Origin of the sequence: Pseudacidovorax intermedius, from assembly GCF_001476815.1 — a bacterium.
Classification (GTDB): domain Bacteria; phylum Pseudomonadota; class Gammaproteobacteria; order Burkholderiales; family Burkholderiaceae_C; genus Xenophilus; species Xenophilus intermedius_A.
On the sequence record NZ_LDSL01000009.1, the window covers coordinates 43,149 to 55,368 of the forward strand.

Sequence of the window (12,220 nt, forward strand, 5' to 3'; positions counted from 1 at the left end):
ATGACCTCTTCCTCTTCCCGCCAGGCGCTGCGCGCCCGCATCGACCGCGGCGACACCCTGTGGTTCGGCGGCGCGCAGGACGCGCTGTCGGCCCTGCTGGTGGACCAGTCGGACTTCGACGGCATCTTCAGCACCGGCTTCGGCATCTCGGCCGCGCTGCTGGGCCAGCCCGACATGGAGCTCTACACGCTCAGCGAGAACGTGGCCACGGTCGACCGCATGGCCCACGTGGTGACCAAGCCCATCTTCGTGGATGCGGACACGGGCTACGGCAGCGTGCTCAACGTGGGCCGCACCGTGCGCGAATTCGAGAAGGCCGGCGCCGCCGCCCTGCAGCTGGAAGACCAGGTCAGCCCCAAGCGCTGCCCGGCCGCCACCACCACGTCCACGCTGGTGTCGGTGAACGACGCGCTGGCCCGCATCAAGGCCGCGCTCGATGCGCGCACCGACCCCGATCTGCTGATCGTCGCGCGCACCGACGCCATGGACCCGGCCGAAGCGCTGGACCGCGCGGCGCGCTATGCCGAGGCGGGGGCGGACCTGATCCAGCCCATCTCCCGCACCTTCAACAGTTACGAGCAGCTGGTGCAGCTACGCGAGGCCTGCGGCCGCCGCCTGTCGCTGCAGCTGATGGCCGGCACCTGGATGACGGCGCTCACCCGCACCCAGATCGAGAGCGTGGCGGCCTTCGCGTCCTATCCCATCGCCAGCCTGCTGACCACCGTGCACACCGTGCAGGCCAACCTGGCCGAGCTGGCCCGCCGTCGCTCGGGCGACTTCGACGACCTGCCCTTCGCGCAGACCACGATGGCCGACTTCAAGCAGCTGATCGGCTGGCATGCGCTGGAGGCGCGGCAGGCGCACTACGAGACCGGCGCCGCGCGCTGAGCGGCGGACGCTGGGCTGCAATCCGGCAACGACGACAACCTTTCCCCACAGAACGATTCAGGAGCAAGACACCGTGCGCACTTTCACCTTCCTCGCCCGCCTCGTCATGGCAGGCACCCTGTCCCTGGGCCTGGCCGCCACGGCCTCGGCGCAGGGCGCTGCCTATCCGACCAAGCCGATCCGCCTGGTCGTGCCCTATCCGGCCGGCGGCGCCACCGATGTGGCCGCCCGCACGCTGCAGCCGCGCCTGCAGGAAGAGCTGGGCCAGCCCGTGATCGTGGAAAACCGTCCCGGCGCCGGCGGCAACATCGCCATGAACAACGTGGCGCTGAGCCCGGCCGACGGCCATTCGCTGGCCATGACGCTGACCGGCATGCTCTCCATCAACCCGGTGATCTACAAGAAAGCCGGCTTCGAGGCCGCGGACTTCACGCCGGTGGCGCGCGTGTCGCTGGCGCCGCTGCTGCTGGTGGTGCCCGAGAAGTCGCCCTACAAGAACGTGAAGGAGCTGCTGGAGGCCGGCAAGAAGGCCGGCAAGGGCGGCATGGCCTACGGCTCGGCCGGCGCCGGCGGCCTGTCGCACCTGGCGTCCGAGTCGGTCAACAGCCATGCCAACGGCAACTTCACGCACGTGCCCTACAAGGGCGGCGCGCCGCTGGTGCAGGCGCTGATGGCCAACGAAGTCGCCTGGGGCCTGCTGGGCACGGGCGACGTGCGCAGCTTCATCCAGTCGGGCAAGCTCAAGGCCATCGGCCAGCTGCGCCAGGGCCGCTCGGAGCTGTGGCCCGAGGTGCCCACGCTGACCGAGCAGGGCGTGCCCGGCGGCGTGGACTTCGACGTGTGGTTCGGCGTGGTGGCCCCGGCCAAGACGCCCGCACCCGTCGTCAAGCTGCTGAGCGAGAAGATCGCCAAGATCACCGCCGAGCCCGCCTTCCGCCAGCGCCTGCTCGACCTGGGCGGCGTGGCCCCCGCCAGCGGCAACACGCCCGAAGCCTTCGCCGAAGTGCTCAAGCGCGAACTGGCCGTGCTGCCCAAGGCGGCGCAGGAGGCGGGGTTGCAGTTGGACTGAAGCGGGCGCGCTTCGGCGCCGCAGGATCCCGCAGCGCGTGGCATCCGGCGCCGCGCGCTGCTTGTCTTTTTGGGCCTGTGATCCGGGTCCTGCTTCAGGCTTCGCCCGGCGTCCAGTCCGGACTGAAGCCGCCCAGGGTGGGGTGGTACATCTCATCGCCGTCGTGCTGGGTGAACTCGACGTTCAGCCGATCCTTGCGCAGGCCCAGGATCTCGATGCAGTGCGCGCACAGCGCCCTGGCGACGGCCATCCGCAACTCGGCAGGGCGGCCGCGGCGGATGTCCAGCATCATCAGCGACACCGGCACCGGCTCGCCGCCCACCTCCGGAATGCGCCAGAGGCCGCCCTCCCCCAGTTCGCGGATCGCCACGCTGATGCGGCGGATGTCCACCTCCATCATTTGCGCGTAGGTCCGGCTCATCGCGGCGGCCAAGCGTTGCTTGTTGTCGGCGGCGTAGCGGCCGTTCACGTCCAGTTGAAGGTAGGGCATGGCGTCTCCTCGGTGGTCGGGTCGGCGCGCTGGCGACCCTGCGCGCATCCTGATGTGCGGCGCACCCTGGCATGATGCCCGACCGGTCCCCGGCCGCGTTCCTGAACCACACCAATCCACAAACAGGAGATGCCCATGTCCCCCCGCCCCTCCCGCCGCCCGGTGCTGCTCGCCGGCGCCTTCACCGCCCTCGCCCTGGCCGCCGGCGCGGCCTGCGCCCAGGCGCAGTGGCCCGCCAAGCCCATCCACTTCGTCGTGCCCTTCTCGGCCGGCGGCGCCAACGACCTGATGGCGCGCGCCGCGGCCGATGGCGCCTCCAAGGCGCTGGGCCAGCCCATCGTGGTGGACAACAAGCCCGGCGCTGGCGCCATGCTGGGCACCGACGTGGTGGCCAAGAGCGCGCCGGACGGCTACACCTTTCTGGTCAGCGCGGCGGGCGTGGTGTCCAACAGCATGATCCGCAAGGTGCCCTACAAGGACAGCGACCTGGTGCCCGTGGCCATGATCGGCCTGGCGCCCTCGGTGATCGTGGCGCCGGCCAATTCGCCGTACAAGGACCTGACCGATTTCGTCAACAAGTCCAAGCAGGGCCAGGGCCTGCACTTCGCCACCGCCGGCACGGGCAGCACGCCGCATTTCGTCGAAGGCCTGCTGGAGAAGAACTACGGCGCCAAGCTGGACGTGGTGCCCTACAAGAGCGGCTCCGAATCCATCACCGCGGTGCTCAGCGGCCAGGTGGACGCCACCTCCGAGGCCAGCATCGTGGTGCTGCCCTACATCAAGGCCGGCAAGCTCAAGGCCCTGGCCACCACCTGGACGCAGCGCATCTCGGCCTACCCCGAGCTGCCCACCGCCGCCGAACTGGGCTTCAAGGACATCCGCATCGCCCACTGGGCCGGCGTGCATGCGCCGGCGGGCACGCCGCCCGCCATCCTGGACAAGATGGCCGAGGCCGTGGACAAGGCCATGAAGGACCCGGCCACCGTGCAGCGCCTCAAGGGCATGGGCATCGAGCCGATGGGCGGCACCCGCGCCAGCTTCGTCAAGTTCGTGGACGAGGAGCGGGCGCGGCTGGGTGCGGTGGTCAAGGCCACCGGCATGAAGGAGGAATAGCCCGCCCGGTCGCGGCCTCGTCCTACACCTGAACCAGGGCTGAAACGACCTGTCAGGGTGGATTCACGGCGCCTGCCTAGCATGCGCCGGCATGATGAACGACAGGGCCAGGGGGCCGATTTTCAAGACGGCCGGCCCCGCGCGCGGCAAGCAACGGGCGGCTGAAGCCGGCCGGCGGGGCGCCGCATGATGCGCCCGGACATGGGCCTGTTCCTGGCCATGACGGCCGGGCCGACGCCCAATTCCTGGTTGTTAGCGATCGCTTGCTTCCTGGCGCGCAACGGCCCGTGGCTGAGCGCGGGGTTGATGGGATGGGCGGCCTTACGGCATCCGCGGCAGCGGCCGTACCTGCTGGCCCTGCTGGCCGCCGCCGCGGTGGCGGCGCCAGTCGCCCATGCACTGGCCCAGGTTCTGGCCTTCCCGCGGCCCTTCATGCTGGGCGTGACGCCGGCCTACCTGCCCCATGGCGGCAGCGAAGGGTTGCCGAGCACGCACGCCACGGTCATGAGCCTGGTGGCGCTGGGCCTGCTGGCACGGCCGGGACTGCGCCAGGTGGGCATGGTCGCGGCCGGCGCTGCCCTGGCGACGGGCTGGGCGCGAATTCATGTCGGCGTGCACTTCCCCTTGGACGTTGTAGGAGGCTTCCTGCTCGCCGCCCTCCTGCTGGCCGCATTCCTGGCCGCGCTGCGCCACCTGCGCGCCGCCCGCGAATCCGCCCTGCCGGCCGGCGCCAAGCCCTCCCGCGCGGCGGCCGCCATCGCCGCCCTCCACCGCCAGGAACCGTTGTCATGAGCGTCGCCCTGCACGCCCCCCCCGCGCACCTCCAGGTCGTCCCGGACGACGAGGTCGTCGCCCAGCCGCCCATCCCGAGGCATGCGGCCGCGCTGTCCTGCGTGATCCCCTGCTACAACGAAGCCGGCAACCTCAAGCTGCTGCTGCCCCTGCTGGAGCGGCTGCTGCAGGCCAGCGGCCTGCGCTGGGAGGTGATCGTGGTGGACGACGGCAGCAGCGACGCCACGGCCGACGTGGCACGCACCTGGTGCCAGCTGGCCGGCTTCCGCCTGGTGCGGCTGTCGCGCAACTTCGGCAAGGAGGCCGCGCTGAGCGCCGGCCTCAAGGCCGCCAAGGGCGACGCGGTGGTGCTGCTCGACGGCGACCTGCAGCATTCGCCCGACCTGATCGGCCAGATGGTGGCCCAGTGGCGCGGCGGCGCCGAGGTGGTGTACGCCGTGCGCGAGAACCGCGCCGACGAGAGCGCCCTCAAGCGCTGGGGCACCAGCCTGTTCTACCGGCTGGTCAACGTCTCCAGCCGCACGCCGCTGCCTGAAGACGCGGGCGACTTCCGCCTCATGGACCGCAAGGTGGTCGACGCCCTGCTCGCCCTGCCCGAGCGCAACCGCTTCATGAAGGGGCTGTACGCCTGGGTCGGCTTCAAGACCGTGGCCCTGCCCTACACGCCCGCCCCGCGCGCCGAGGGCGAGAGCCGCTTCGGCGCGCTGCGGCTGCTGCACCTGGCGCTGGACGGCATCACCGCCTTCACCACCTGGCCGCTGCGGCTCATCAGCGTGATCGGGCTGCTGCTCGCGATTCCGGCACTGGGCTATGGCGTCTACCTGGTGCTGGACCACTTCATCTCGGGCAGCGACGTGCCCGGCTGGTCCACCATCGTGGTGAGCCTGATGTTCTTCATGGGCATCCAGCTGGTGTCCGTGGGCATCGTGGGTGAATACGTGGGCCGCATCTTCGAGGAAGTGAAGGCGCGCCCCCTGTTCCTGGTGCGCGAGGAGCACGGCAGCGGCCTGTCGGAGCCGGGCCCGTGAGCCTCGCCGCGCAGGCGCGCGGCAGCTGGCAGCGTGGCGATTCGGTGTTTCTTCTGCTGGCGGGCCTCTGGCTCGCCCTCACGGCCGGGCTGCGGCCGCTGACGGCGCCCGACGAGGGCCGCTATGCCGGCGTGGCCCATGCCATGCTGCAGTCGGGCGACTGGATCGTGCCGCGGCTCGACGGCCTGCCCTTCTTCCACAAGCCGCCGCTCTTCTACTGGATCGCCGGCGGCGCCATGCGCGTCTTCGGCGTGCACGAGTGGGCGGCGCGGCTGCCCTCGGTGCTGGGCGCCTGGCTGGCGGCGGCGGCGCTCTATGCCTTTTTGCGGCGGCATGGGGATGCGCGGCAAGCGCGCTGGTCGGCGCTGATCCTGTGCACCTGCCCCTTCTTCTTCGTCGGCGCCCAGTTCGCCAACCTGGACATGCTGGTGGCCGGCTGCATCTCCGCCACCATCGCCTGCGCGGCCGACGCGCTGCTGCGCCGCGACGCCGGCGCGCCCTGGCGCCTGCCGCTGGCCGGCGCCTTCGCGGGTGCGGCCCTCGGCCTGCTGGCCAAGGGGCTGATCGGCCTGGTGCTGCCCGGCGCGGTCATCGTGCTGTGGGCGCTGCTGGCGCGCCGCGGGCGCACCGCCCTGCGGCTGGCCGCCTGGTGGCCGGGCTGGCTCCTGATGCTGGCCATCGCCGGGCCGTGGTTCGTGGCCATGCAGCTGCGCTATGCGCAGTTCTTCGACTACTTCGTCATCACGCAGCATTTCCGCCGCTTTGCCGACAGCGGCTTCAACAACCAGCATCCGCTGTGGTTCTACCTGCCGGTGATCCTGGGCCTGTGCCTGCCCTGGACGCCCTGGCTGCTGGGCTGGCTGCGGCGCCCGGCCGCGGACGGCGTGACCCCGTCCTCCGACGACCGGGCGGTGCGCCTGCTCATGGGGGCGTGGCTGGGCGTGATCGTCGTCTTCTTCTCGCTGCCGCGGTCCAAGCTGGTGGGCTACGTGCTGCCGGCGCTGCCGCCGCTGGCCGCGCTGGTGGCGGGCGGCCTGGCGCGGGCGCTGCGCGCGCCGGACCCGGCCGCGCAGGACCTGGGCGAGACGCGCACCCGTCGTCCCATCCGCGCGCTGGCCGCCACCGGCGGCGTGGCGGCCGCGCTCTGCGTGGCGGCGGTGCTGGTGGCCGGCCATGTCGGGACCCCGCCCGATGCCCGGCTGCGGCTGCCGGCCGGCCAGGCCGTCGCGCCCGGCGACCGGGTGGTGATGCTGGACCGCTATTACTACGAGCTGCCCTTCTACTGGCGCCTGCATGGGCCGGTGGTGGTGGCCGGCGACTGGCGGCCCGCCGTGGCCCAGGCCAGCGACAACTGGCGCAAGGAACTGGCCGACGCCGGCGACTTCGAGCCCGAGGCCCGCGCCCGCTGGCTGCAGCCCATCGCGGCCCAGCCGGCCCAGGTCTGCAGTGGCGGCGGCGGCACGGGGCGCACCTGGGTCATCGGCCCCTCCAATGCACAGCTGATCGCACCCTGGGTGCTGGGCATGGACCTGGTGACCTTCGGCACCGAGATCGCCGTCTGGCGCCACGACGCCCACCCCAGCGACGGTGCCGACTGCCTGGCCCGGGACATGACGCGCGGCGCCCTGCCGGCCTGGACGGGGGCGCCATGAGCGACGACACGCGAGCGCCCGGCGCCGCGAACAGCGCCGCCGCAGAAACGGCACCGCTGCGCCGCCTGTGCATCTGCGCCGACGACTACGGCCTGTCCCCCGGCATCGACCGCGCCATCCTGCAGCTGATCGAACAGGGCATGGTGACCGCCACCAGCGCCATGGTGCTGCGCCAGGCCTGGACGGCGGACGCGGCCCTGCTGCGCGACCAGCCGCCCACCCAGGTGGATGCCGGCCTGCACATCGACCTGACCTGCGTGGACGGCTCGGCGCTGGAGGCCAGCCTGGCCGGCCTGGCGCTGCGCGCCATGCTGCTGCCGCGCGGCAGCGCCTACTGGCGCCCCATCCTGCGCGAGCAGCTCGACCGTTTCGAGGACGCCATGGGCCGCGCACCCAGCCACGTCGACGGCCACCGTCACGTGCACCAGCTGCCGGGCGTGCGCGAGACCTTGGCCGAGCTGCTGCAGGCGCGCTACGGCCGCGACCTGCCGTGGCTGCGCGGCACCCGGCCCGGTCCGGCGGTGGGTGCGGTGGCATTGAAGCAGCGCGTGATCCATGGGCTGGGCGGCTGGGGCAACCGCCGGCTGGCCAAGCGCGCGGGGCTGGCGCTCAGCGGCCGGCTGCTGGGCGTGTATGGCTTCGATCGTGATGCGCAGGCCTATGCCGCGTCGCTGGACGCCTGGCTGCGGCAATGCCGCGACGGCGACGTGCTGATGTGCCATCCGGCGGTGGACAGCACGCCCGACGACGGCATCGCCGCGGCGCGCCAGCACGAGTACGCGGCACTGTGCGCGCTCGACCCGGCCCAGGTGGCCCGGCGCTGGGGCGTGCAGCTGGCGGCGCCGCACCGGCTGGCCTGCGGCTGAAAGGTCGCGTCAGAAGGTGTGAATGACTCCGGCGTGGCCGTTCACACCTTCTCAAAGCCCATGCCGCCGATGCCACTGCGCCAGGGATTCCTGGGGATAGTGTTCGAAGCGCGCATCGTCCGGCTGCCCTTCCACCTGCACCCAGGGCGCCTTCGAGTCCAGCATCATGTGCACGTGGTCCGGCGGCACAGGCAACGGCGTGTCGATGGCGCCGGCATGCGGATGGATCAGCTCCGGCCAGCTGTCGTCGTACAGCCAGAGCGCCGTGCCGCAGTGGCCGCAGAAGTGGCGCTGGCCGCTGCTCTCCTTTCCGTCCAGCATGGCGCGGTACACGCGCAGATCGTCCTGGCCGCTGTGCAGCGTGAAGGTGCGTTTGTCCGCACCCAGGTTGATGGCATAGCCGCCCGTGCCGGCCGTCTTGCGGCAGATCGAGCAGTAGCAGCGCATGAAGGGCACCGGCTCCGTCGATTCGACGCTGAAGCGGACGCGGCCGCAGTGGCAGGAACCTTCGAGATGCATGGGAAGCTCCGGGGTGTCTGGATTCGGATGGCGCGCGGCAATGTTGCCGCTGCACATAGCTGTCCGGGATGATGGAGCGCGTATCGCGCGAAGGCCGTCGGACAGGCGACCGCCACGCCGTCCGCGGTAGGCGCCCCCGACCTGTGCCACGACCCACCTCAAGGTGAAATAGAGGGCCAGCAGCAGGGGCCCGGCGCCAACGATGGCGATCACATACAACCCGTCAAAAAAGACTTTCCACGTCAAGTCCATCCGAACGAAGAGCAGGCTCCAGAAGCCGAGCCAGGACAGCCAGCCCCCCGCGAGCAGGACACCAGACACGGATCGCCCCAGGATCCACCGTACGCAAAGCGCCGCATAGAACAGCCAGGTGACGAGGAACAGCCAGGTGTGGAGACTGCGAGGCTCTTCGACGAGCGCCAGGATGGCTGGCACGAAGGTCGGAAAGGGCAGGCAGGAAAGGCAGATCACGCAGATCAGCCGGAGCAAGGGCCAGCACCACACCTTCCAGCCGGTGGCAGTCGACGACGTCATGGAAGCTCCCCTTGGACCCGCCAAAAAGGGGCCGCGGGAGATTGTCCGCAGCGACTGCCGCGCCCCGCACTGCGAACATGCTTTCTGCGGTCAACGTGCAGCCGAGACACGACGCTTCCTGTAGTTTCGTCACCGAAGTCCCAAGCACCGGAAAACCCGTGGTGCGGCGGGCGTCGGACGGGCGAGTGCCCGGCCGTCAGTCGGCCGGACGGCGGCCGCGCGCCATCAGCCAGCGCACCGTGAAGTAGAGCGACATCAGCAGCGGACCTGCGCCGAAAAACAGAAAGAACAAGGCGCCCCACAACTGGTCCTTCACCGGGATCGCAGCCGGCGGAACGACGGCGAGCGCCAAGAAGGAGGCCAGCGACAGCCATCCGCCGGCCAGCAGACGGCCACACAGCGGCCGGCCGCGAACCCACTGCACACACAGCCCGGCGTAGCAGCACCAGGCCGCCGCGAACAACCAGGTGGGTGCCTCCAGCGGCGCCGCGAAGAGCGAGTTAACCACCAGCACGAAAGCCGGAAGTGGCACGCACGACATCACCAACACGCACAGCAGCCTGAGCACGGTCCAGAACCACCCCCTCCAATCGACGGCACTCGATGACGTCACGGCAACTCCCTTCGGCCCTGCCAGCGGGCCGTGGAAGATTGTCCGCAGCGACGGCCTTGCCGCGCAGGCGGTCCCTCCGTCCGCGGCCAACGTGCGGCGGGCGCGCGACGGTTCCTGAAGATTCGTCGCCGATGTGCGAAGCGCCGGCAGATGCCGGCGGCTGCCCGAGGCAGGGAATCGCCAAGCCGCCCGGCCGCTCAGGCCAGCCGCGGCAGCAGGTTCAGCAGCAGCACCATGCCCAGCCCCACCAGCGCCACGATGGACTGCACCACCGAAATGGTCTTGGTGGCCTCGCCCATGCTCATGCCGAAGGACTCCTTCACCAGCCAGAAACCGGCATGGTTGGCATAGTTGAAGAAGAGCGAGCCGCAGCCGATGGACAGCGCCAGCAGCGGCAGGTTGAGCGTGGGCTCGGCCGCGCCCAGCGGCGCCAGCAGGCCGGCCGCGCCTACCACGCCCACGGTGGCCGAACCGGTGGATACCGACAGCAGCATGGCGATCAGCCAGCCCAGCAGCAGCGGCGACAGGGCCAGCTGCTGGCTCATGTGAACGATGGCGTCGCCGACCTTCGCGTCGGTCAGCACCTGCTGGAAGGCACCGCCGCCGGCAATGATGAGCAGCACGCCGGCAATGGGCTTGACGCTGTCGCCCAGCGCCTTGCGCACGGCGGCCGGCTCGTCCGGCCGCAGCGCCACCATCGCCAGCACCACGCCGAGCAGCATCGCGACGATGGGATGGCCCACGAAGGCCGCCACATGCAGCACGGCCGAGCCCTTGGGCAGCAGCACCTCGGCCACGGCATGGCACAGCATGAGCAGGGCCGGCGCCAGCGCGACGACCACGCCGAGGCCCAGGCCGGGCGGCGTGCGGTGGGCGGCCGGCGCGGCCGTGTCGTCCGCCGAGGCGTACTGCGCCAGCAGCGCATCGTCGGGCCGCACCGTCATGCGCGGCGCGATGAACAGCGCATAGAGCGGCCCGGCCAGCACGATGGCCGGCACGGCGGCGATGAAGCCGTAGAGCATGGTCGCGCCCACGCTGGTGCCCAGCGTGGCGATGGCCGTCAGCGGCCCGGGGTGCGGCGGCACCATGCCGTGCATGGCCGCCAGCGCGGCGATGACGGGCACGCCCACGTAGACGTAGGCCGAGCCGCGGCCTTCGCCGCGCGCCTCCAGCTTGCGCGCCACGCCGAAGATCAGCGGCAGCAGGATCACCAGGCCCACCTCGAAGAACATCGGGATGCCGATGATGAAGGCCACGCCCGCCATGGCCCAGGGCAGCACCCGAGGCGAGGCGCGCCGCAGAATGGCGTTGGCCAGCGTGTCAGTGACGCCGGCCTGTGCCAGCACCTTGCCCAGCATGGCGCCCAGCGCCACCACCAGCCCCACCGCGCCGAGCGTCTTGCCGGCTCCGTTGGCCACGGCATGCACCAGCTTGTCCAGCGGCATGCCGGTGGCCAGGCCCGTGCCCAGCGACACCAGCAGCAGGGCCAGCAAGGGATGCAGCCGCGGCCGCGCCACGATCAGGAACACCAGCGCGACGACGCTGGCAAGGGCGGTGAGGAGGAGCTGGATGTCGCTGGCGGTCATGGGTGTCGGGGTCGTGGCGGGGGGGTCGATGCTCGCACGTCCGCCCCGCGCGCGCGGCGCTGCACGCCCGAGCCCCCTGGCATGCCCCGCTGCAGCACGCGGCGTTTTCGCGCACCATGGCGCTTGACTTCGACATGGCCGCGCCGCCACTGTGCCGCCCGGCCGCCTTCGCCAACCCCTTCTGTACTGCCCATGCCTCTCGACGCCCCTTCCGCCGTCGGCGGACCCGACGACGCCTCGTCCTTCGCCGCCCTGCAGACGATCCTGGACCAGCGCTACAGCTGCCGCGCCTTCCGGCCGCAGCCGCTGGCCCACGGCACCATCGCGCAGATCCTGCAGCTGGCGCAGCGCACCGCCTCCTGGTGCAACGCCCAGCCTTGGCAGGTGATCGTGGTCAGCGGGGAAGCCACCTCACGCCTGAGCAACGCGCTGCTGGCCGCCCAACACCGGCCACCGGCGCCGGACTATCCCTGGCCGCGCGAATACCACGGCGCCTACCAGGCCCGTCGGCGCGAATGCGGGCTGGCCCTGTACGACGCCGTGGGCGTGGCCAAGGGCGACCGCGAGGCCTCGGCCCGTCAGGCGCTGGAGAACTTTCGTTTCTTCGGCGCGCCGCACGTGGCCATCGTCACCTCGGACGAGGCCCTGGGCGTCTATGGCGCCGTGGACTGCGGGGCCTACGTGTCCAATTTCATGCTGGCCGCCACCAGCCTCGGTGTGGCGACGGTGCCACAGGCGGCCCTGGCCTCGCGCGCCGACGTGCTGCGGGCGCATTTCGACCTGCCGGATGACCGGCGCGTCGTGTGCGGCATTTCCTTCGGGCTGGCCGACGACGCCCATCCCGCCAACGGCTTCCGCACGACGCGGGCCGGGCTGGAAGAGGTCGTCACCTGGGTGGACGACTGAGCAGCGCCGCGGCGCCGGCACCCGCCAAGGCCCCCCGCTCGACGCGCGCGACGCAGGCGCCTGCGACTGTGCGCATTGTTTGTAGACATTTGTCAACCAACGGACACTTAGTCCGAGAAAAACACTTTAGCGACACAAGAAACATCTGAATACAAATAGACTGG

At 71.1% G+C, this 12,220-nt stretch carries 12 protein-coding genes; 8 read left to right on the forward strand and 4 right to left on the reverse strand.

The genetic code is table 11. From position 1 onward, the window contains the following. Both NS331_RS01215 and NS331_RS01220 read left to right on the forward strand, forming a co-directional pair. On the forward strand, nt 1-888 hold the full coding sequence (locus NS331_RS01215) for an isocitrate lyase/PEP mutase family protein (protein ID WP_058640201.1): 888 nt from the start codon (nt 1-3) through the stop codon (nt 886-888). Between the two features lie 73 nt (nt 889-961). Beyond that, nucleotides 962-1,957, forward strand: coding sequence for a Bug family tripartite tricarboxylate transporter substrate binding protein (locus NS331_RS01220; RefSeq protein ID WP_058640202.1), 996 nt, complete (start codon nt 962-964; stop codon nt 1,955-1,957). Between the two features lie 94 nt (nt 1,958-2,051). Here the strand turns inward: NS331_RS01220 and NS331_RS01225 are convergent, their stop codons facing one another. Continuing rightward, complete coding sequence (locus NS331_RS01225; protein ID WP_058640203.1) at nt 2,052-2,447, reverse strand: tautomerase family protein; 396 nt, start codon at nt 2,445-2,447, stop codon at nt 2,052-2,054. 129 nt (nt 2,448-2,576) lie between these two features. Here NS331_RS01225 and NS331_RS01230 point away from each other — a divergent pair, with 129 nt between their 5' ends. The 5 genes from NS331_RS01230 (at nt 2,577) to NS331_RS01250 (ending at nt 7,898) form a co-directional block, all read left to right on the forward strand. Continuing rightward, nucleotides 2,577-3,560 (forward strand): tripartite tricarboxylate transporter substrate binding protein, encoded by a 984-nt coding sequence (locus NS331_RS01230; protein WP_082702171.1) that lies wholly within the window; start codon nt 2,577-2,579, stop codon nt 3,558-3,560. Between the two features lie 186 nt (nt 3,561-3,746). After that, nucleotides 3,747-4,352 (forward strand): phosphatase PAP2 family protein, encoded by a 606-nt coding sequence (locus NS331_RS01235; RefSeq protein WP_058640205.1) that lies wholly within the window; start codon nt 3,747-3,749, stop codon nt 4,350-4,352. Further along, nucleotides 4,349-5,380: a glycosyltransferase family 2 protein gene (locus tag NS331_RS01240; protein WP_082702172.1), complete on the forward strand. Its 1,032-nt coding sequence runs from the start codon at nt 4,349-4,351 to the stop codon at nt 5,378-5,380. The genes NS331_RS01235 and NS331_RS01240 overlap by 4 nt, the downstream gene beginning before the upstream one ends. After that, nucleotides 5,377-7,032 carry an ArnT family glycosyltransferase gene (locus NS331_RS01245; protein WP_058640206.1) on the forward strand — a complete coding sequence of 552 codons (1,656 nt, stop codon included), beginning with the start codon at nt 5,377-5,379 and terminating at the stop codon, nt 7,030-7,032. Before NS331_RS01240 ends, NS331_RS01245 begins: the two co-directional genes overlap by 4 nt. Then, the gene (locus NS331_RS01250; protein ID WP_058640207.1) at nt 7,029-7,898 is read left to right on the forward strand and encodes a ChbG/HpnK family deacetylase; all 870 of its coding nucleotides are present in this window, start codon (nt 7,029-7,031) and stop codon (nt 7,896-7,898) included. The genes NS331_RS01245 and NS331_RS01250 overlap by 4 nt, the downstream gene beginning before the upstream one ends. A 51-nt stretch (nt 7,899-7,949) precedes the next feature. Here the strand turns inward: NS331_RS01250 and NS331_RS27415 are convergent, their stop codons facing one another. The 3 genes from NS331_RS27415 to NS331_RS01265 form a co-directional block, all read right to left on the reverse strand. Continuing rightward, the gene (locus NS331_RS27415; RefSeq protein WP_345940331.1) at nt 7,950-8,951 is read right to left on the reverse strand and encodes a GFA family protein; all 1,002 of its coding nucleotides are present in this window, start codon (nt 8,949-8,951) and stop codon (nt 7,950-7,952) included. 196 nt (nt 8,952-9,147) lie between these two features. Further along, nucleotides 9,148-9,519: a hypothetical protein gene (locus NS331_RS01260; protein ID WP_058640209.1), complete on the reverse strand. Its 372-nt coding sequence runs from the start codon at nt 9,517-9,519 to the stop codon at nt 9,148-9,150. A 242-nt stretch (nt 9,520-9,761) separates the two neighbouring features. Continuing rightward, nucleotides 9,762-11,150, reverse strand: coding sequence for a GntP family permease (locus NS331_RS01265; protein ID WP_058640210.1), 1,389 nt, complete (start codon nt 11,148-11,150; stop codon nt 9,762-9,764). Between the two features lie 192 nt (nt 11,151-11,342). On the opposite strand from NS331_RS01265, the gene NS331_RS01270 reads away from it, so the two are divergent. Continuing rightward, on the forward strand, nt 11,343-12,056 hold the full coding sequence (locus NS331_RS01270) for a nitroreductase (RefSeq protein WP_058640211.1): 714 nt from the start codon (nt 11,343-11,345) through the stop codon (nt 12,054-12,056). Nucleotides 12,057-12,220: the final 164 nt, after the last annotated feature.

What these genes read in the sequence shown, in the direction of transcription:
- NS331_RS01215 (WP_058640201.1), top strand. Translation starts at nt 1, where the DNA reads ATGACCTCTTCCTCTTCCCGCCAGGCGCTGCGCGCCCGCATCGACCGC.
- NS331_RS01225 (WP_058640203.1), bottom strand. Translation starts at nt 2,447, where the DNA reads ATGCCCTACCTTCAACTGGACGTGAACGGCCGCTACGCCGCCGACAAC.
- NS331_RS01230 (WP_082702171.1), top strand. Translation starts at nt 2,577, where the DNA reads ATGCCCATGTCCCCCCGCCCCTCCCGCCGCCCGGTGCTGCTCGCCGGC.
- NS331_RS01235 (WP_058640205.1), top strand. Translation starts at nt 3,747, where the DNA reads ATGATGCGCCCGGACATGGGCCTGTTCCTGGCCATGACGGCCGGGCCG.
- NS331_RS01240 (WP_082702172.1), top strand. Translation starts at nt 4,349, where the DNA reads ATGAGCGTCGCCCTGCACGCCCCCCCCGCGCACCTCCAGGTCGTCCCG.
- NS331_RS01250 (WP_058640207.1), top strand. Translation starts at nt 7,029, where the DNA reads ATGAGCGACGACACGCGAGCGCCCGGCGCCGCGAACAGCGCCGCCGCA.
- NS331_RS27415 (WP_345940331.1), bottom strand. Translation starts at nt 8,951, where the DNA reads ATGACGTCGTCGACTGCCACCGGCTGGAAGGTGTGGTGCTGGCCCTTG.
- NS331_RS01265 (WP_058640210.1), bottom strand. Translation starts at nt 11,150, where the DNA reads ATGACCGCCAGCGACATCCAGCTCCTCCTCACCGCCCTTGCCAGCGTC.
- NS331_RS01270 (WP_058640211.1), top strand. Translation starts at nt 11,343, where the DNA reads ATGCCTCTCGACGCCCCTTCCGCCGTCGGCGGACCCGACGACGCCTCG.